We start from the raw sequence: 19,114 nt of genomic DNA, 5'->3' as shown, positions 1-19,114 counted from the left end.
AACATGCTCGACGACTACCTGAGCCGCTTTCTGCTCGACGATCTCGACATCCTTGGCGCCGTCGTTCGCCTCGGACCGGCGTGGCGGAAAATGATCGAGAATCGCGACTACCCGGCGCCGGTTCGCCGATTGCTCGGGGAAATGAGCGCCACTACTTTGCTGCTCGGCGACAAGCTCAAGCAACCTGGCCGGTTGACGATCCAGATGCGTGGAAACGGCCCGGTGTCGCTGCTGGTCATCGACTGCGACGAGCAGTTGCAGATTCGCGGCATGGCCAGGTGTGCAACACAACCGGAGGAACATTCCGTTCCGGCACTGCTCGGCGACGGCCAGTTGCTGCTCTCGCTCGACATGCCGTCGATGCGTGAGCCCTATCAGAGCATCGTGCCACTCGACGGCGAGAGCATCGCCGAGGTCTTCGAGCACTACCTCGGGCAGTCGGAACAATTGCCTGCGCGCTTCTTTCTGGCTGCTTCTTCCAGCGCGGCGGCCGGACTCTTCTTGCAGAAATTGCCATCTGCCGATCAGCGCGACGCGGACGGCTGGGCGCGCGTCGAGGCGCTGGCAGCCACGGTAAAGACTGCGGAACTCTTGTCGCTGCCTGCCGAGGAACTGCTGCGCCGCCTCTTTCCGGAAGAAACCGTTCGCCTTTTTCCGGCGCGGATCGTCGTCCACAACTGCCCCGAGGACTGGGAAAAAGTGCGTTTCCTGCTACGTTCGCTCGGCCCCGCTGAAGTCTATGCCGTCCTGCGGGAGCATGGCGAAGTGCTCATCAAGGACGACATCTGTAATCGGGAGTACCGTTTCGACGCGCCGGCCATCGACTCCCTCTTCAGCGATGCGTTGCAGACGACGTCACCGACGCTGCATTGACCAATGGAACTCACAGCACCTTGCCAGGATTCATCAAGCCCTGCGGATCGAGGGTGCGCTTGATCGCCCGCATCATCTCGATTTCGACCGGGCTCTTGTAGCGCAGCAGTTCGACGCGCTTCAACTGGCCGATGCCGTGTTCGGCGCTGATGCTGCCGCCGAGTTCATGCACCAGGTCATGGACGATCCGGTTGACTTCGGGCTGCGCAGCCAGGAAAGCCGCGTTCTCACCGGCTGCCGATGTCGACTGGTTGTAGTGCAGATTGCCGTCGCCGATGTGTCCGAAGGTGACGATGCGAATTTCCGGATAAGCCAGCAGAAGCGCCCGGTCGGCGCGCTCGACAAACTCCGGAAGGCGCGAAATCGGTAGAGAAACATCGTGCTTGATGCTCTGGCCTTCGATTTTCTGCGCTTCGCCGATATTCTCGCGCAATGCCCACAGACAGCGGGCCTGCTCGATGCTCTGCGCCAGCAGCGCATCGCCGAGCATGCGCTGGTCGAGCGCAGCGGCGAGAAAGGAGGTCAGCGCTTCGCGTAGCGCCGCCTCATCGCTGCTGCCGGAAAGTTCGATCAACAAATGCCAGGGGCTTGCCGACACACTGGGATGCGCTCCCGGCAGGTGTTTGCGGACCAGATCGAGTGCCTGCTCCGAGACCAGTTCGCAGGCGGTCAACGATGCGCCGAATTGTGCCTGCAGTTCGGCCAGCAAGCGCACCGCCAGCGCCGGCGAAGCGATCGCCAGCCAGGCGGTGGCGGTCGACCGCGGCTTCGGAAAGAGCTTCAACACCGCCGCGGTGATAATCCCCAGCGTTCCCTCGGCGCCGATGAACAGATGCTTCAGGTCGTAACCAGTATTGTCCTTGCGCAGGGCGCGCAGGCCATCCCAGACTTCGCCGCTCGGCAGCACCACTTCAAGGCCCAGCGTCAGCTCGCGGGTGTTGCCGTAGCGGAGCACCTGTACGCCGCCGGCGTTGGTAGACAGATTGCCGCCGAGCTGACAACTGCCCTCGGCCGCCAGTGACAGCGGAAACAGCCGACCTGCCTCGGCTGCCGCCTCCTGCACCGTCTGCAGTACGCAACCGGCCTCGACGGTGATGGTGTTGTTGAGGGTGTCGATCGCGCGCACGCGCCGCATCCGGGAAAGGCTGATCAGCACCGACCGGCCGTCAGACCCCGGCGTCGCCGCCCCGCAAAGACTGGTATTGCCGCCCTGCGGCACCATCGCCACGCCGGCCTCGGCACAGACCCGGACCACCGCCGCCACTGCCGCGGTAGTCGCTGGCCGCACGACGCAGAGCGCCGCACCGCGATAGCGACCCCGCCAGTCGCCGAGGTACGCAGTCATGCTATCAGCGGCAGTCAGCACATTCTCGGCGCCGAGCAGTTCGCTCAGGCTTCTGATCAGATGCGCGTGATTCACGGAGGGCCTGCAGTCGGATTGGGATGATATTGAGGAAGAATGCGTCTATATTAACTGCAGCAAACAGGTTGAGGGAGAACCGATATGAAACTCACGAAACTGACCACCCTTCCCGCAGGCTCTTCGATCCCGATCCACGATCTGGACGAGGACAGGCTTGGCGAACTGCAGACTGCCTTGACCAAGCTTGGCTATCCCTTGGGGGATATCGACGGATTGTATGGGCCGAAAACCCGCAATGCCTGGGCCGAATGCGTGGAAGATTTCAAGCTGGGCGATCCGCTCACGATCGACGCGGGAGATGTTGCAAAGCTGCAAGGGATCCTTGATCAAGTCACGCCAATCGATGCCCAGCATGACTTTTCCACCAAGGAGGGCACGATAGCCGCCATCAAAAGCGAGTGCGCAAACCAGGGTCTCGGCATCAAGACCCAGATCGCCTACGTGCTGGCGACAGTCGATCACGAAACGGCGCATCGCTTCCAGCCGGTCAGCGAGGCATTCTGGCTCAAGGACCCGGATACCTACCTCAGAACACACCTTCCCTCGTCAAGATATTATCCTTATTATGGTCGCGGTTATGTACAGCTGACCTGGAAGAATAACTACGAAAAATACGCTCAGTTGTTGGGTCTGGATCTGGTCAATCACCCGCAATTGGCCTCAAAACCTGAAGTCGCCCTGTTCGTTCTGGTGCACGGATTCAAGACCGGGACATTCTCCGGGCGGAAGCTCTCGGATTACGTCGATATCCATAAAACGGATTTCGTCAATGCTCGCCGCTGCATCAACGGACTGGACAAGGCGCAGGCGATCGCGGAAATGGCAAGGAGCTATCTCGCCACGCTCTGATCCATTATTCTCCGCCACAAGCACCAGAGCGGGCGGCTGACGGCTGGGCCGGAAGCCCCGGGTCTGCCCGAGCTGTTGCGACAGCCGGTTAGGGCAGAACCCTGGGGGAATGCTTGCTCTGCAAGAAACGAAAGCCATGCCTGCCCAATGGCTGTGGCGTGCTGATTCGGCCAGTCCCGGCTTGACAGAACCCGTGTGGACCGGAGAGACTCCCGGACAACGGATGCCGGTACCGGGGAGAGAGCCGCAGAGGCTGGCCGGGTCTTTGAAAAATACCGTATTTGGTGCGAAGATTCGGGGCGTGCTCATCTCTTCGACCTGGCATTCATCTTCAACCTGCAGCAGCCGCCTGATCGAAACGACAGGCTCAGCTGCATCATCATTGTTCAACCACATGAGAATCACCGATCCTTTCCCCTCTATTGACTCTGAGCAGGCACTGCCATGACGCCGTATGCAATGCTGGTCGCCGACATCGGTGGCACGCGTGCCCGCTTCGCGCTGCTCGACGAATCCGGCTCACCGGAGCGGGTACGCATACTCGCGGTGGCCGACTTCGCCGGACCGGCAGAAGCGATTCAGGCCTACCTCACTGAAGTCGGCTGCCCAGGTTTGCAGGCGGCGGCGATCGCGCTGGCCGGCCCGGTTCATGATGAAGTGGTCGGATTGACCAATGGCGCCTGGACCTTCGCGCGCGCCGACCTCAAGGCGAGACTCGGGCTGAATCGCCTGCTGCTGCTCAACGACTTCACTGCCCTGGCCCTGTCGCTGCCGCAACTTGACGCCGCCGATCTGCATCAGGTCGGCGGCGGCGAGCCGATCGAGTTGGCCCCCAAAGCAGTGCTTGGACCCGGAACCGGCCTTGGTGTCTCGGGGGTGCTTTTCGATCGTGGCCACTGGCTGGCGCTGACCGGCGAAGGCGGCCATTGTTCACTGTCCCCTGCCGACGCACGCGAGTCGACGATCCTTGCCCTCGCCCGACTTGAGTTTGACCATGTCTCTGCCGAGCGCCTGCTTTCCGGCAGCGGCCTGCCTTTGCTGCATCGTCTGGTTGCTGAAGTCGACGGCCGCCGCGGTGAACCCTTGTCGACAGCTGAAATCGTCGCGCGTGCCGTCGCCGGCAACGATCTCCAGTGCCGGGCGGTGATCGACACTTTCTGCGCAATGCTGGGCTCCGTTGCGGGAAATCTTGCGCTGACGCTCGGCGCCCAGGGTGGCATGTATGTCGGTGGTGGTATCATCCCAAGACTAGGGGAATTATTTGATCACTCACCATTTCGCGCCCGTTTCGAGGCCAAAGGGCGATTCGCTGCCTATCTGGCCGCAATTCCAACCTATGTAATGCTTTCTCCAACGCCGGCCCTGCTTGGTGCTGCCCATGCCCTGGCCGACAGCGAAGCTTGCCCATGAACTTTACTGGAGTATCCGCCTGATGTCCGATGCCGCTCAAACCGATCCAGAAAGCGAAAAACTGCGCACTGAAATCGAGCACAAACTGCTATCCACCGTTGCTGCCGAGCCCTCCAGAGCCAGCACGGCCGACCTCTATCAGGCACTTTCGCAGGTGGCGCGCGAGCAGTTGGCGCAACGTTGGGTCAACACGCAGAACACCGATCGCAATAACAAGGCACGACGCGTCTATTACCTGTCGATGGAATTCCTGATCGGCCGCGCGATGAACAATGCCCTAGCGGCACTCGATCTGCGTGATCCGGCAGCGGCGTTGTTCGCACCACCCGGCCCGTCGCTCGACGAGGTGATCGAATGCGAGCCTGACGCGGCGCTCGGCAACGGTGGTCTGGGCAGGCTGGCGGCCTGCTTTCTCGATTCGATGGCCACCCTGGGACTGCCCTCCTGGGGCTATGGCGTCCGCTATGAATACGGCATGTTTGCGCAGTCGATTATCAACGGCCAGCAGGTCGAGCAGCCGGAAGCCTGGCTGCAGGATCGTTCGCCATGGGAGTTCCCGCGCGCCAACAAGCATTATACCGTGCGCTTCGGAGGCTATGCCGAACATCACGGAGAATGGGCGGAATGGCATGCCGCCGATGCCGTGGAAGCCAAGGCTTTCGACTACGTCATCCCCGGTCACGGCACCGAGCGGGTCAGCACCTTGCGCTTGTGGAAAGCGGCAGCGCCGTCGCATATCGACCTCGGGGCCTTCAATACCGGCGACTACCAGCGCGCCGCTGAGTTCAAGAATCGTTTCGAGAACATCTCCTGGGTCCTCTACCCGAATGACAGCACTTCGGCTGGTCGCGAACTGCGTCTGCGCCAGGAATACTTTTTCGTTTCCGCATCGCTGCAGGACATCCTGGTTCGCCATCTGGCCGAGCACGGCAGCTTCTGCAATCTGGCCGAGCAGGTGGCCATCCATCTCAACGATACCCACCCGGCGATCAGCGTTGCCGAGTTGATGCGTCTCCTGGTCGACGAGCACGGGATGGCCTGGGCCACCGCCTGGGATCAATGCCGACGCATTTTCTCCTACACCAATCACACCCTGATGCCGGAGGCCCTGGAAACCTGGAAGGTGACTCTGATGCAGCGCGTGTTGCCGCGCCATATGCTGATCATCTACCGCATCAACCAGGAATTTCTCGATGAAGTGGTTCGTCTCTACCCCGGAGACATCGACCTGATGCGGCGCGTCTCGATGATCGACGACGGCGGTGGCCATGACAAGGACAAGCGCGTGCGCATGGCGAACCTGTGCATCGTCGGCAGTCACCGGGTCAATGGCGTTTCGCAGTTGCACTCGGACCTGATGGTGCAGACCATTTTTGCCGACTTTGCCCGCCTCTACCCCGAACGCTTCCATAACAAGACCAACGGCGTCACGCCACGCCGCTGGCTGGCACAAGCCAATCCTGCCCTATCCACCCTGCTCGACGAACGTCTTGGCAACCGGGACTGGCGCCTGCATCTGGACCGCCTGCACGATTTACGGGCAAGCGCTGACGATGCAGGTTTCCGAAATGCCTTCGCAGAAGCCAAACGCGGCAACAAGCAACGCCTGGCCAACTACGTCGCCCGTGAAGTCGGTGTCACCCTGAATCCCGACAGCCTGTTCGACGTGCAGGTCAAACGCATCCACGAATACAAGCGGCAGTTGCTCAACGTGCTGCACGTGATCACCCGCTATAACGCGATTCTCAACGGCATGACCGAAGGGTGTGCACCACGCAGCGTGATTTTCGCCGGCAAGGCGGCGTCGTCGTATCACATGGCCAAACAGGTGATCCGGCTGATTCACGACGTCGCTGCGGTGGTCAACAACGATCCGCGCTCCCGTGATCTGCTGCAGGTCGTCTTCATCCCCAATTATGGCGTTTCCGTTGCCGAACTGATCATGCCGGCGGCCAATCTCTCCGAACAGATTTCGACGGCCGGCACCGAGGCCTCGGGCACCGGCAACATGAAACTCTCGCTCAACGGCGCACTGACCATCGGCACCGAGGATGGCGCCAACATCGAGATTCGCGACAACGTCGGTGCCGAGAACATTTTCATTTTCGGCAACAACACGGCACAGGTCAGCGCCATCCGGCAGGCCGGCTATCAGCCGACGGATCTTTACCGGAATGATGCCGGCCTCAAGGAGGCGCTCGACCGGATCGATAGCGGCTTTTTCTCCCCCGGCGAACGCTCGCGCTACCATGACATTTTCAACTGCCTGGTTCACTATGGGGATTACTATCTGTTGCTCGCCGACTATGCGGACTATATCGCCACACAGGCGCGCGTCGATGCCCTCTATCTGACGCCTGCCGAGTGGCAGCGCAAAGCAATTCTCAACGTCGCCGGGATGGGTCCCTTCTCGGCTGATCGAACGATCGCTGACTATGCCAACGATACCTGGAAGATTCACACACATAAGTAAGGAAGTCGAAAATGCTTGACCATGCTGAGATCATCGCCCTTTGCCGGGCAGAACACGGTGACCCTTATGCGGTCCTCGGAATGCACACCGACGCCGACGGAGGGCTATGGGTTCGCAGTCTGCAACCGGGAGCGCTCTCGGTGACCGTCCTTGATGCCAAGACCGGAAAGCAGGTTGCTGAACTGAAGCACATCGAGATCGAGGAAGTCGAAGGCTTCTTCGAAGGGCTGATGCCACGCCGTCGCGGCAGTTTTCCCTACCGCCTGCGGATCGTCTGGAAAGAAGGGGTCCAGGAAACCGATGACCCATATCGCTTCCCGACGGTGCTCGGAGAAATGGACGTCTGGCTGCTGGCCGAAGGCTCACACCTGCGGCCCTTCGAACGTCTCGGTGCGCATCTGTGCGAAATCGATGGTGTGGCCGGAACGGTCTTCGCGGTCTGGGCACCGGACGCGCAACGGGTCAGTGTCGTCGGCGATTTCAATACCTGGGACGGCCGTCGCCACCCGATGCGCCTGCGCCGGGAATGCGGGGTCTGGGAAATCTTTCTGCCGGGAGTAGGCGCCGGCGCGCACTACAAATACGAAATTCGCGCGCGCGATGGCTATCTGCTGCCGCTCAAATCCGACCCCTACGGCTTTCAGGCCGAGATGCGTCCGTCGACGGCGTCGATGGTCTGCGCCCTGCCCGAACCCGTGGAACCCGCGCCGGCAGCGGCCGGAGACGAACTGGGCGCACCGTTGTCGGTCTACGAGGTGCATCTGGCCTCCTGGCGGCGGGCTGACGATGGCGGCTTTCCGGACTGGCGGCGGCTGAGCGAAACCCTGATCCCTTATGTGGTCGACCTCGGCTTCACGCATCTCGAATTGCTGCCGATTTCCGAGCACCCCTTCGATGGCTCCTGGGGCTACCAGCCGCTGGGGCTGTACTCCCCCACTGCCCGCCATGGCGACCCGACCGGTTTCCGCAACTTCGTCCATTCCTGCCATGACGCTGGACTGCGCGTGATCGTCGACTGGGTGCCGGCGCATTTCCCGACCGACGAACACGGTCTCGGCCGCTTCGACGGCACCGCGCTGTACGAGCATGCCGATCCACGCGAGGGCATGCATCAGGACTGGGGCACCCTGATCTACAACTTTGGCCGCCGCGAAGTCAGCAACTACCTGATCGGCAACGCGCTCTTCTGGATCGAACGCTACGGCGTCGACGGCCTGCGCGTGGATGCCGTCGCCTCGATGCTCTACCGCGACTACAGCCGCGAAGAGGGGCAATGGCTGCCGAACGTGCATGGCGGCCGCGAGAACCTCGAGGCCGTCGCTTTCCTGCGCCGCATGAATGAGGTTCTTGGCCAGGAGCACCCGAGCGCTTCCACCTACGCCGAGGAATCGACCGCCTGGCCGATGGTCAGCCGTCCCCCCTCGATGGGTGGACTCGGCTTCCACTACAAATGGAACATGGGCTGGATGCACGACGTTCTCGACTACATGACCAAGGACCCGGTGCATCGCCGCTATCACCACAATCAGCTCAGCTTCGGAATGATGTACGCCTACACCGAAAACTTCATCCTGCCGCTGTCGCACGATGAAGTGGTGCACGGCAAGGGCTCGCTGATCAGCAAGATGGCCGGCGACTACTGGCAGAAGTTCGCCAACCTGCGTGCATTGTACGGTTACATGTGGGCGCATCCGGGCAAGAAACTGTTGTTCATGGGCGGTGAGATCGGCCAGTGGAACGAGTGGAATCACGATCGTTCGCTCGACTGGGGGCTGCTCGACTTTCCGCTGCACGCCGGCATACGCAATCTCATCCGCGATCTCAACGGCATCTACCGCAACAATCCAGCACTGCACCAGGTCGATTTCGAGCCGGCCGGTTTCGAATGGATGGCCGCCGACGATGCCGAGTGTTCGGTGGTCGCCTTCGTCCGCTGGTCGCGCGATCGTTCCCGTGCCATCCTCTACGTCGGCAACTTCACGCCGGTCGTTCGGCATGGCTACCGGATCGGCGTACCGATGCCGGGGAGGTATCTCGAACGGATCAACACCGACTCCGAGTATTACGGCGGCAGCAACGTTGGCAATGGCTTCGATCCGGTATATGCCGAGCAGGTGCCGGCGCACGGCCGCGAATGGTCGGTGAATCTGACGCTGCCGCCACTCGCCGCGCTGTACCTCGAATGGATCGCGTGAGCGACCGCGCCGATCTCGAAGCCGGGCGGCCGTGGCCGCTCGGCGCCTGTTGGGACGGACACGGCGTCAACTTCGCCCTCTTTTCAGCGCACGCCGAGCGCGTCGAGTTGTGTGTCTTCGACGGCGAGCGAATGCGCACGCTACCGCTGCGCGAATGTACCGACCAGGTCTGGCATGGCTACCTGGCCGGCGCTGAACCCGGACTGCGCTATGCCTACCGGGTGCATGGCCCGGATGCGCCCAAGCGCGGCCAGCGTTTCGATCACCGGCGCCTGTTGCTCGATCCCTACGCGCGCGAAGTGGTCGGCCGCTTTTCCTGGCGGAAGCATCATGACCCGGCGGACTGCCTGGCGGCTTGTGTCGTCGACGAACGATTTGACTGGGGCGACGACGCCCCACCCCTGATACCCCTGGCAAGCACGGTTCTTTACGAAGCGCATGTCAAGGGAAGCAGCCGGCAACACCCCGGCGTTCCCGAGGTTCTGCGCGGCACCTACGCCGGTCTTGCCACGCCGGCGATGATCGAGCATTTCCAGCGACTCGGAGTCACTGCCATCAACCTGCTGCCGGTGTGCCACTTTCTCGACGAGAGACACCTGGATGAAAAGGGTCTTGTCAATTACTGGGGCTACAACTCGCTCGCTTTCTTCGCGCCCGAGCCGCGCTATGCAGCGCGGATCGGTGGGCAGTCGGTGATTGCCGAATTCAAGACGATGGTCCGTTCCTTGCACGCCGCCCACCTCGAAGTCATTCTCGACGTGGTCTTCAACCATACCGCCGAATCCGACGAAGCGGGCCCGATCCTGTCGTTTCGCGGCATCGACAACTCGAGCTATTACCGCCTGCCGCCCGACCATCTCAACCGCTACGAAAATTTCACGGGCTGCGGTAACACCCTGAATCTCGCCCATCCACGCGTTCTGCAAATGGTCATGGATGCGCTGCGCTACTGGGTCGGCGTCATGCACGTTGACGGCTTCCGCTTTGACCTCGCAGCCACGCTGACACGCGACAGCGCGTTTCTTGCCGCACTCCGGCAGGATCCTTTGCTGCAGCGCGTCAAGCTGATCGCCGAGCCCTGGGACATCGGACCGGACGGTTATCACCTCGGCCGCTTTCTGCCGGGCTGGAGCGAATGGAACGATCGCTTCCGCGACGACGTACGCGCATTCTGGCTGACGCATGAGGCAGGCGCCGGACAACTGGCACAACGGCTCGCTGGCTCACGAGAAGTCTTCGGTAGCAGCGGACGTGCGCCCCAGGCGGGAATCAATTTCATCACCGCGCATGACGGTTTCACCCTGCGCGATCTCGTCAGCTATCAAAAGAAACACAATGAATTGAATGGCGAGGAGAATCGCGACGGACACGGCCATAACCACGCGTGGAACTGCGGCGAGGAAGGCGTAAGCACTGATCCGGTAGTGCTCGAAAGGCGCCGGCGCCTGCAGCGCACGCTCCTCGCCACGCTGATGCTGTCTCAGGGCGTGCCGATGCTGCAGAGTGGCGACGAAATCGGACGCACACAGGCCGGCAACAACAACGCCTATTGCCAGGACAATGCAATGACCTGGCTCGACTGGAAGAACGCCGATGCCGAGTTGATCGATTTTGTCGCCGGGCTGATCGACTTGCGCCGGCGTTTCCCGCAATTGCGGCAACACCGCTGGCTGACCGGCGAAGCGATGGTCGACGGGCAGCCCGATGTGGTCTGGTGGCATCCTGCGGGCAGACCGATGCGCCACGCCGACTGGGAGTCGAAAAAACTGGGCACCTTCGGTCTGCAACTCGCCCCCGACCGGCCAGCCGTGGGCAAAGCACAGGATGGCGAAACCTTGCTATGCCTGATCAACCGCGACGACAACCAGGCTTCCTTCCTGCTGCCGGCAGGGGTCTGGCAGCAGATCTGCGACAGCAGCACGCAGGCCCCCTTTGCTCCCCACATGCGCGAGATCAGCACCCCCGTGGCGGCGCGCAGCGTGCAGATTCTCAGCCGTTCTTGATTCGCTGGCGCGACTTTTACCACTGATCTACCGCCAGCCGCGCAGCAGCGCGATGCCGTGTCCGCCGCGGCTCCTCGCGGTTTCGAGCATCTCGGGCTGCAAGCCGCCCAGCGCATAGACCGGTAACGACGAGCGTTCGACGAGCTGCGCGAACGCTGACCAACCGATGCCGGCTGTTCCGGGGTGGCTGGCCGTCGGCAGCAAGGGGCCGAGGACGACGAAGTCCAGTCCCAGTCCGGCGGCGCGTGCCAGGTCGGCAGCGCCGTGACACGAGGCGGCGACGCGAGCGAAATCCGGGCGCCGTTCGATCTGCCAGAGCTGCTGCGACGAGAGGTGCACTCCCCCGGCGCCGACCGTACGGGCGAGTTCCTGGTCGTCGTTGATCAGCACCACCACCTGCGCATGCCTGGCCGCCAGCGCCACGACCTGGCGCGCAAAAGCGTGCCGCTGCGTTGGCGGCAGCGTTTTGTCGCGCACCTGGAACAGGCGCAGTCCGTTCGACAGCGCGTTCTGCAGCCGCGCCAGTTCGGCCGCCACGCCATACTCCTCGGCATTGCTCAGTGCGTATAGCGACGGCAGCGCCAGCGCGCGCAGGATTGGAGCGTTGGCCGGCAGGATCGGTGCGACGCTCGCCGCCGCACCGGCCGGTAACCAGACCAGGTCGCTGTGCTCGATCGCCGCCAGTTCGCCGTGCCAGGTGTTGACGCGAAAGAAGCGCAGGCGAACCGTCGCGTGTGGATAGCTGAATTCGCAACAGACCCATGGCCAGGCTTGCTCGACGGTGATGCCGAGTTCTTCTTGCAGTTCACGAACCAGCGCCGTGCGCGCCGTCTCGCCAGGCTCGATCTTGCCGCCCGGAAATTCCCAGTAGCCGGCATAAACCTTTCCGGGCGGACGTTGCGCCAGCAGAAACTCGGGCGCCGCCGGATCGCCGCGCAGCATCACTGCCGCCGCCACTTCGGTCACCTGGGTCATCGGGCGCTTAATCGCCCCCTGCGGCGGCTCAAGCGACATTCCGCGAGCGCTTGCGCGCGGTCGTTGGCGAGGTGGACGGCGCGCTGCGCGGTCGCCTCTGGCGATCCGGCACAGCGAGTTGCCGGCCGGCCCAGTCCCTGGCGAACTGCCAGGCGACGCGTCCGCTGCGCGAACCGCGTTCGAGCGCCCAGTTGAGCGCATCGCGCTCGGCACGAACGATCTCGTCGCGGGCGCAGCCAAAGGACTGCAGCCAATGCGCCACGATCTTGAGATAGGCCTCCTGGTCGAATGGATAGAAGGAAATCCACAGACCGAAGCGCTCGGACGCGGCGTTGCGTCTGCCGCGGCAGGCGGCATAGCTTGCTCGATCCACATAACCGTTTTTAAAAACAAATAGTTATGTTACGTTGTGCGGGTTCGACAACTATCGTAGAATACCTGCGTTAAACATTGTTTTATAGGGGCTGACCATGCTCAAAACCATCACCAAAGTCGGAAACTCACAAGGCTTGATCCTTGACACCGCGCTGTGCGAACTTACCGGCCTCAAAGCTGGGGATCAGGTGAACGTGACCGTGCATGACGGCGGCGCCGTGGTCATTACGCCCATACGCAACGCCGCGCCCGCGGAGGTGATGAACAACACCATCCGCCAAACCGTCAAGGATTACGCCAAAACCCTGCGGAAGCTGGCGTGAGCAACACGCCGGATGATTGCATCCACCTTGCTCTAGCCGATGTTTGCGAAATTCACAACCAAGTCGTCGCTGCGTTCGGCGGCTTGGCGGGGGTGCGCGATGCAGGCTTGCTGCAATCCGCGATTGCCGCGCCGCAAGCTACCGCGTTTGGCGCTTCGCCATTCGCTGACTTGATCGAGGTCGCGGCGGCTTATCTTTTTTACCTCTGCCGCAATCATCCGTTTAACGACGGAAACAAGCGTGTTGCGATGGCCTCCGCCATCGTGTTTCTGCGTCTAAACGGCATCGAACCCGCGCCCGACAGTGATGCGTGGGAAGCGTTGCTGCTGGATGTCGCCTCCTCCCAATTGGATCGCACGCAGACTACGGACCGATTGCGCGCACTGATTCCCTCGCAGTAGACGGGACCGCCCATGACCACCGGCAGCACCCGCGCAATCACCTTGCTCACCACCGTCTTCGGCCACCCCGCGTTTCGCGGCGCACAGCAAGAGATCGTTATACCAAGCTCGGTCATAAACGACTTTAACTGTCGTGTCTCCTGGGATGTAGAATTGGGGGCATGACTTCTTCTTGGGACGTGCGGCCATGTTGAAATTGACATTTTCGCAAGCAGAGGCGCGAGTCTTGGCACACGAGCGCTTTCACCATCCGCATCCCCATGTGCGGCGCAAGATGGAAGCCTTGTGGCTGAAAAGCCAAGGTCTTGCCCATCAAGAGATCGAGCGGCTCGCGGGCGTGAGCGGAAAGACGCTTCGCAAGGATAGGATATCCAACGCCACTTCCGCCAGTGTTCCAGGCTCTGATAGGCCCTGACAGCAGTCGTGATTCGGGGAAAGCGTGCCGACGGAGCCTGAAAACCTCGCCAGAACCGCAGCATCAGGATGGCCATGATGGCCATGGGTCGCCGCGGTGGCTGACTAGGCCGCCGCGGCAACCCATGGTGCAAGCGCTCCCTGACGAGCCCGATCGGATCGTCTTCGTGCGGCCTTTCCCAGGCGATGCGCTGATCGAATGGGTCGTCCGGTGCCGGTTGAGCGGGCGGGCCGAACTCGCCCTGCTCGGCATCGGTGATCTCCCACAGCGGCGGGCCCCGGGCCGGCGCGATCGGCGGCGGTGACGTCGGCTCGCCTAAGTGCGAGAGGATCTCGCGCACGGCGCAGGCGTCGGTGAGGAAGGCGATGATTCGCCTCTCGCCGCCACAGCGTGGGCAGACGAGCGGAAAGACCTCATCGATCCGCGCGAGCAGCAACGCCCAGGCGTAGCGGGCCGCGCGACACAGGAGCGCTTCCTTTGCCTGCTCCTCGCTGTCGGACGACGCGCCTGGGGCGGTGATTTGCGCCGCGATTGGCTCAGTCTCCGTCTCAGTCGCTGTAAGAAGCGGCGCGGTCGGACTCTCTGGCACGCCGACAAGCGCGGTGACCTGTGCGCGTAGCGGTGCGTTGGGCGCAGTACGCCGTAGTACCGATGCCGATGACGGCGCGGGGGTGGAATCAGCGCCGCCAGACGCTCGAACCGTTCGAGCGGCGTGAGCATCCAGCGAACGCTGCCGCCGGGACCCGGCTTGACGCTCTCATAGACCCGGTGTTCGGCGTCGATTTCACGCAAGCGCTCCAGCCCAAAGGCAGGTCGAGCGCAATAACGCAACAGCCGTTCCAGGCCCTGGCGGTCGGCCCCTTCGAGGCGCACGCCGGCGTCGAGCGAGAAGCCGCCCCCGTGCTCCCAGTTCGCCATCGTTTCGGCGTCTTCCGGCTCAAGCACACCGCGCCGGGCCAGCGCGCGCAGCAGACGACGGCGGACCTTGGCCTGCACTTCGTTGAGCCACTTCTGGTCGGGGGCACGGCTTTCGTGAAACGTCGCCGCCCCCGAGGCGTCCGCCTCGAAGACACCCTCGATGACGAGGCAGTGGAAATACTCAGCTGGCACGCTTGATCCACACGCTGCTGACCAAGGGCGAGAAATACACGGACAAGAGACAGGATTACTACGAGGAGCGGTACCGCCAGCGCGCCATGCATCACCTTGCCCGGCGCGCCCAGAAACTCGGCCTGAAACTCGTTCCAATTCCCGACGCCGCTTAAAAACATGCCTTTAATCAGTCACTTGGAGTGTGTTTCTTGAGAGAGGGAAGGCTACACCGCCGCAAATTCAGTGTTTGAATCTTGACCTTGGCCCTGAATAATGTATATTGTTCGTGTATATAGCATTTCGGAAGCCAGCCATGCCTGCCAGCACCGTCTTCACCAACAATCGCACCCAGGCGGTTCGCCTGCCCGCCGAGCTGCGCTTTCCGGATTCAATCAAGAAGGTCGATGTGCGGGCCGTCGGCCAGGAGCGCATCATTGCCCCCGCCGAAGCGGCGTGGGACAGTTTTTTCCTGGGCGAAAAAACCGTGACCGACGATTTTCTGCCGGAACGGGCCATCCAGGAGCAGCCGGATCGGGAATGCCTTTAACCCGTGCTGACCCACCTGCTCGATACCAACATCGTCATCTACGTCGTCAAGCGGCGTCCGATCGAGGCTTTGGCGTCCTTCAACCGCCATTACGGCCGCCTGGCCGTCTCAGCCATCACCCTCGCCGAGCTGGTCCATGGTGCCGAGAAAAGCAGCGACCCCGCCCGCAACCTTTCCGTGGTCGAGGATTTCTGCAGCCGCCTGAGCGTCCTGCCCTATGGCGAGCGGGAGGCCTACCACTACGGCAGCATCCGCGCCGCCCTGGAAAAGCTGGGCCAGCCCATCGGCGTCAACGACCTGCATATTGCGGCTTTCGGGCTGCCGTCGGTGATCATCCGCGTTTCGTCGCCCATGATCTCGCGGATGCGCGCCTTGTCTTCCTCGGTCGACTTGTTGGTGCCGGTGGCGACGACCGTCATGCCCAGATCCTGCAGTGCCGAGACCACCGACCAGCTCTTGACGCCGCCGGTGTACAGCAGCACGCGCCTGCCCGCCAGGCGCGCCCGCCAGGGCTCGAGCGCGGCGCGAATCCTGGCTTCCTCGCGAGCGATCATGGCTTCGGTGCGCGCGCTCAGAGCGGGGTCGGCCAACAGCCTCGCAAAGTCGCGGAAGGCCTGCGAGGTGTCGGTGATGCCGTAGAAACTGCCTTCGAAGAAGGGTACGCCGAATTCGCCTTCGAGTTTGCGCGCCACATTGAGCAGCGCCTTGGCGCAGACCACCATCGACGCTTCCGCCCGGTGCATGGTCTGCACCTCGTGGAAGCGTGCGTCGCCCGAGAGCGTGCAGAGAATGCGCAGGCCGAGTTCGTCGAACAGTGGCGCGAGATACCAGAATTCGCCGGCGATGTTGTATTCGCCGATCAGGTTCACGTCATGCACGCGGATTCCCGGCCGCTGCGCCGCAGCGGGTACCGGCTCGGGCTCGCGGGTGCCGATCACGTACTTGAACATGGCCTCGCCGGCAATGCGGTTGCCCAGATTCTTGGTGCCGTAGAAGCCGGCGCAATCGACCGGCACCACCGGCACCCCCCAGCGCTCGCTGGCTGCCCTGGCGACGGCTTCGAGATCGTCGCCGATCAAGGCCGGCACGCAGGTCGAGTAGAGGAATACCGCTTTCGGCGAGTAGTCGTCGATGGCCTGCTTGATGGCATGAAACAGGCGTTTTTCGCCGCGACCCATGATCACGTCCTGTTCGGTGAGGTCGGTGGTCATGCCTGTTCGATAGAGTGTCGGGCCTGAAGAGCGCGCGCCGCGGTTGTCCCAGGAAGCGCCGGCACAGGCGATCGGCCCGTGCACGATGTGCGCGACATCGGCAATCGGCAGCAGAGCGATCTGTGCGCCGTCAAACGAACAGCCGCCGGCCGTCGCGCCCGGCTTGGTCCGGGCACAACCGGATTTCTCGTTCTTGTTGTGCGCACAGGCGGGCTCGTTCAGCAACTCGGCGATTTCGGCAGTCTTCATGGCATCGGTCCTTGGTTGACTGTGCTAGTGCAATCCGCGTGCCAGCGCCAAGTGATTGATTCTGCATGACTGCAGCGAGGGTGCGATTGTCGGGTTTGCGACATTGAGACATTGCGACATGGTCAGGAGGCAGGAGAGTTGCCGCTACGCGGCTGCTCCACGACTGGCCGCAGAGCCGCATGGGTAGCGCTTTTCCAGGGATGCACGCGCCATCACCAGCGTATGGGCACGGCTCTTGCGTAGGGTGGTGTATCTGCTGCCGGGAAATCCCATATGCTCGATCCGACCAAGAATCCGTGGCCGCCTACGCCGCACAAGCAAGACCTGTGCACACTCGCGTTCGTCGGCGTCATTGGCCAGTCTCTGGCAGCATGCCGCCAGCCGCTGCTGCGAGGCTTGTCGGAAGATCGCCTGCGGGCTTTGCTGGCGACGTATTTCCCTGGCACGGTGTGGGAACCCGCTGTCGGTGTTCCGGCCCCGGAACCTGGCGACGACGAGTTTCACGACCTCGTCGAACTGCTCCTGGAATCCCGTGCCCGACCCGACGAGGCGGGTGCCTGGCTGTGTCATGCGATCGCCACGGCGGCGATGGGAGAGAAGCATCTCTGGCAGGACATGGGTCTGCCCAACCGCCAGGCCTTGTCGGATTTGCTGCGCGAGAACTTCCCCGGCCTGGCGGCGAAGAACAGCGGCGACATGAAATGGAAGAAGTTCTTCTACCGGCAACTCTGCGAGCACGCCGGGGTACCGATCTGCAAGGCACCGCATTGCGCCGAGTGCTGCGATCGTGCGCTGTGTTTCGGGCCCGAGGATGGCTCGCCATGATGCTGGTTATTTTCTTGCTACCGTCGGGTAGCAGGCGTTCAGCACGCGTCATGCCCGGTTCAGTGGCGAGGCGACCTGCATTGCTTCGGGATGAGCAGCCTGAGCCGTCCGAGCGGCTTTTGCATTCGGCGAACACCCTGTCGCTCGGTCGATCCAGCGATCCAACGCGAGCCGCGGCAGCTTCGTGCTACGCTGGGCGGTCAATTGCAATACAATGTATCTCGTGTCTGAACGGAAATTCCAAGAGCCTTGCCGCGCAAGGCTTTGAGTGGGTTTTTCAGAAACGAATATTTTATGCACTAGAGATATTTGGGGTTAAACGGCTCAAACTTCGTCATATTTATGCATATGAACTTCAAATGCCAAAATCTTCGTTTTGTAAAGTAGCACCTAAGGAACGTTTCAATAACAATTTGCGAAAGCTGATCAATGGAATCCCACCGTTTTCCCAGTCCAGCAATGAATTTCCGCAGGTTGTTTTTTGAACGTTCCTAAGCATTTGTAGTAAAGGCGTTTTTAGACTTTTCGTTCAGACACTATCTCACTGATTGACGGAGGCGATGATGGCTGCTACGACAATGGTGCATGTTCGCGTGAGCGAAGAAATCAAGGCGCAGGCTACGGAAACGCTGGCCGCGATGGGACTGTCGCTTTCCGACGCGGTGCGCGTGTTTCTGACCCGCGTGGCGGCCGAGAAACAACTCCCGTTCGCGCTCAAGCTACCGAATGCCGAAACGTGCAGTGCGATGGCCGAAGCCGACGAAATTGCCCACACGCACCGCGCACGCTTTGCTACGGCCACCGAACAGTTTGATGACCTCGAAAAGAACAGCCGCGAGTAAACGCGCGCTGTTGCCGCGTGCGGCAGACTATGCGAAGACCTTTCTGAAAGACTGGGAACGCTTGTCCAGGGCTGGCCGTTACGACATGAATCGGCTCAAGGAGGCCATGCTTCTCTTGATTGCCAATACGGCACCCCTGGGACCGGAATGGCAGGATCATCCCTTGCTCGGTCATTGGGAAGGCCACAGGGAATGCCATATTGGTGGCGATTTCCTGCTCACCTACAAGCTCGACGACAGCGGCAAGACCGGTCTGGTCGTTTTTGTGCGTGCGGGCACGCACGCCGAGTTGTTCGATTGAAATAGCGTGTCGGCTGTGCGGTAGTTTTGCTTACGGGCAAGCGCCGATGCACTTCTGTCTGTCGACTTGCAGTGCCGGCCAGTAAGTTGGCCTTCGAAGCCATCGGCGAGCACATCGCGTGCAGCCGTCACGACGACGTGAGCATCATGAACCTGCTGCCCGCGACGGTGATCGCCCATGCCGCCGAAGACCATCTGGCGCTGGCGCTGCTGCCTTGAAGGTCTTGTGCGACAACGAGATTTCGGTGTGCGGCCGCTATCGGCAACGATACTCTATGAGTACAATCGGCCAGAAGCCGACCCATGATACGAGGCGGACTTTCGATGCTGCAT

At 61.9% G+C, this 19,114-nt stretch carries 20 protein-coding genes and 2 pseudogenes; 17 read left to right on the top strand and 5 right to left on the bottom strand.

Features of this window, described 5'->3' with window-relative positions:
* Nucleotides 1–3: 3 nt before the first annotated feature.
* Entirely contained in the window at nucleotides 4–873 is an 870-nt protein-coding gene (locus V5B59_RS10440) for an Hsp33 family molecular chaperone HslO (protein ID WP_034912931.1), read from the top strand.
* A gap of 10 nt (nucleotides 874–883) precedes the next feature.
* Here the strand turns inward: V5B59_RS10440 and V5B59_RS10435 are convergent, their stop codons facing one another.
* On the bottom strand, nucleotides 884–2,293 hold the full coding sequence (locus V5B59_RS10435) for an FAD-binding oxidoreductase (protein WP_308240165.1): 1,410 nt from the start codon (nucleotides 2,291–2,293) through the stop codon (nucleotides 884–886).
* 84 nt (nucleotides 2,294–2,377) lie between these two features.
* On the opposite strand from V5B59_RS10435, the gene V5B59_RS10430 reads away from it, so the two are divergent.
* The 5 genes from V5B59_RS10430 to glgX all read left to right on the top strand — a co-directional run bounded on the left by V5B59_RS10430 (nucleotide 2,378) and on the right by glgX (nucleotide 11,226).
* On the top strand, nucleotides 2,378–3,145 hold the full coding sequence (locus V5B59_RS10430; RefSeq protein WP_034912933.1) for a glycoside hydrolase family 19 protein: 768 nt from the start codon (nucleotides 2,378–2,380) through the stop codon (nucleotides 3,143–3,145).
* Between the two features lie 444 nt (nucleotides 3,146–3,589).
* Entirely contained in the window at nucleotides 3,590–4,555 is a 966-nt protein-coding gene (gene glk / locus V5B59_RS10425) for a glucokinase (RefSeq protein ID WP_169071338.1), read from the top strand.
* Nucleotides 4,556–4,577: 22 nt separating this feature from the next.
* On the top strand, nucleotides 4,578–7,028 hold the full coding sequence (locus tag V5B59_RS10420) for a glycogen/starch/alpha-glucan phosphorylase (protein WP_034912941.1): 2,451 nt from the start codon (nucleotides 4,578–4,580) through the stop codon (nucleotides 7,026–7,028).
* An 11-nt stretch (nucleotides 7,029–7,039) separates the two neighbouring features.
* A complete protein-coding gene (glgB, locus tag V5B59_RS10415) occupies nucleotides 7,040–9,223 on the top strand; it encodes a 1,4-alpha-glucan branching protein GlgB (RefSeq protein WP_169071337.1) in 2,184 nt (727 codons plus the stop codon).
* Complete coding sequence (gene glgX, locus V5B59_RS10410) at nucleotides 9,211–11,226, top strand: glycogen debranching protein GlgX (protein WP_332351861.1); 2,016 nt, start codon at nucleotides 9,211–9,213, stop codon at nucleotides 11,224–11,226. Before glgB ends, glgX begins: the two co-directional genes overlap by 13 nt.
* 27 nt (nucleotides 11,227–11,253) lie before the next feature.
* On the opposite strand, the gene V5B59_RS10405 is transcribed toward glgX, so the two are convergent.
* Nucleotides 11,254–12,201: a Nudix family hydrolase gene (locus V5B59_RS10405; RefSeq protein WP_332351860.1), complete on the bottom strand. Its 948-nt coding sequence runs from the start codon at nucleotides 12,199–12,201 to the stop codon at nucleotides 11,254–11,256.
* A gap of 28 nt (nucleotides 12,202–12,229) precedes the next feature.
* Nucleotides 12,230–12,526, bottom strand: a pseudogene (locus V5B59_RS10400) (DUF815 domain-containing protein); the annotation flags it as partial.
* Nucleotides 12,527–12,671: 145 nt separating this feature from the next.
* Here V5B59_RS10400 and V5B59_RS10395 point away from each other — a divergent pair.
* The 3 genes from V5B59_RS10395 (at nucleotide 12,672) to V5B59_RS10385 (ending at nucleotide 13,715) form a co-directional block, all read left to right on the top strand.
* The gene (locus V5B59_RS10395; RefSeq protein WP_034916808.1) at nucleotides 12,672–12,899 is read left to right on the top strand and encodes an AbrB/MazE/SpoVT family DNA-binding domain-containing protein; all 228 of its coding nucleotides are present in this window, start codon (nucleotides 12,672–12,674) and stop codon (nucleotides 12,897–12,899) included.
* A complete protein-coding gene (locus V5B59_RS10390; RefSeq protein WP_034916807.1) occupies nucleotides 12,896–13,300 on the top strand; it encodes a type II toxin-antitoxin system death-on-curing family toxin in 405 nt (134 codons plus the stop codon). Before V5B59_RS10395 ends, V5B59_RS10390 begins: the two co-directional genes overlap by 4 nt.
* Before the next feature lie 187 nt (nucleotides 13,301–13,487).
* The gene (locus V5B59_RS10385) at nucleotides 13,488–13,715 is read left to right on the top strand and encodes a hypothetical protein (protein WP_169071333.1); all 228 of its coding nucleotides are present in this window, start codon (nucleotides 13,488–13,490) and stop codon (nucleotides 13,713–13,715) included.
* 315 nt (nucleotides 13,716–14,030) lie between these two features.
* On the opposite strand, the gene V5B59_RS10380 is transcribed toward V5B59_RS10385, so the two are convergent.
* Nucleotides 14,031–14,825, bottom strand: coding sequence for a transposase (locus V5B59_RS10380; protein ID WP_169071332.1), 795 nt, complete (start codon nucleotides 14,823–14,825; stop codon nucleotides 14,031–14,033).
* Between the two features lie 2 nt (nucleotides 14,826–14,827).
* Between V5B59_RS10380 and V5B59_RS10375 the strand changes: the two genes are divergently transcribed.
* The 3 genes and pseudogenes from V5B59_RS10375 to V5B59_RS10365 all read left to right on the top strand — a co-directional run.
* Nucleotides 14,828–14,980, top strand: a complete 153-nt coding sequence (locus V5B59_RS10375) for a hypothetical protein (RefSeq protein ID WP_169071331.1) — start codon at nucleotides 14,828–14,830, stop codon at nucleotides 14,978–14,980.
* Between the two features lie 140 nt (nucleotides 14,981–15,120).
* Entirely contained in the window at nucleotides 15,121–15,354 is a 234-nt protein-coding gene (vapB, locus tag V5B59_RS10370) for a type II toxin-antitoxin system VapB family antitoxin (protein ID WP_169071330.1), read from the top strand.
* Nucleotides 15,355–15,357: 3 nt separating this feature from the next.
* Nucleotides 15,358–15,702 (top strand): annotated as a pseudogene (locus V5B59_RS10365) (type II toxin-antitoxin system VapC family toxin); the annotation flags it as partial.
* On the opposite strand, the gene nifE reads toward V5B59_RS10365, so the two are convergent.
* Nucleotides 15,594–16,814: a nitrogenase iron-molybdenum cofactor biosynthesis protein NifE gene (gene nifE / locus V5B59_RS10360; protein WP_248594985.1), complete on the bottom strand. Its 1,221-nt coding sequence runs from the start codon at nucleotides 16,812–16,814 to the stop codon at nucleotides 15,594–15,596. The pseudogene V5B59_RS10365 and the gene nifE overlap by 109 nt on opposite strands.
* Before the next feature lie 273 nt (nucleotides 16,815–17,087).
* Here nifE and V5B59_RS10355 point away from each other — a divergent pair, with 273 nt between their 5' ends.
* The 5 genes from V5B59_RS10355 to V5B59_RS10335 all read left to right on the top strand — a co-directional run bounded on the left by V5B59_RS10355 (nucleotide 17,088) and on the right by V5B59_RS10335 (nucleotide 19,000).
* Nucleotides 17,088–17,639, top strand: coding sequence for a nitrogen fixation protein NifQ (locus V5B59_RS10355; protein ID WP_332351859.1), 552 nt, complete (start codon nucleotides 17,088–17,090; stop codon nucleotides 17,637–17,639).
* Complete coding sequence (locus V5B59_RS10350; RefSeq protein ID WP_288129492.1) at nucleotides 17,636–18,124, top strand: hypothetical protein; 489 nt, start codon at nucleotides 17,636–17,638, stop codon at nucleotides 18,122–18,124. The genes V5B59_RS10355 and V5B59_RS10350 overlap by 4 nt, the downstream gene beginning before the upstream one ends.
* 78 nt (nucleotides 18,125–18,202) lie before the next feature.
* Nucleotides 18,203–18,481: a type II toxin-antitoxin system RelB/DinJ family antitoxin gene (locus tag V5B59_RS10345; RefSeq protein ID WP_211203477.1), complete on the top strand. Its 279-nt coding sequence runs from the start codon at nucleotides 18,203–18,205 to the stop codon at nucleotides 18,479–18,481.
* Nucleotides 18,453–18,782 (top strand): type II toxin-antitoxin system YafQ family toxin, encoded by a 330-nt coding sequence (locus V5B59_RS10340; protein WP_034915882.1) that lies wholly within the window; start codon nucleotides 18,453–18,455, stop codon nucleotides 18,780–18,782. Before V5B59_RS10345 ends, V5B59_RS10340 begins: the two co-directional genes overlap by 29 nt.
* 86 nt (nucleotides 18,783–18,868) lie before the next feature.
* Nucleotides 18,869–19,000, top strand: a complete 132-nt coding sequence (locus V5B59_RS10335) for a hypothetical protein (protein WP_256436002.1) — start codon at nucleotides 18,869–18,871, stop codon at nucleotides 18,998–19,000.
* Nucleotides 19,001–19,114: the final 114 nt, after the last annotated feature.

The sequence above is a fragment of the Candidatus Accumulibacter contiguus genome (genome assembly GCF_036625285.1).
In the GTDB taxonomy this organism is placed as follows: Bacteria; Pseudomonadota; Gammaproteobacteria; order Burkholderiales; family Rhodocyclaceae; genus Accumulibacter; species Accumulibacter contiguus.
This window is presented reverse-complemented; position numbering and strand designations above follow the sequence as displayed.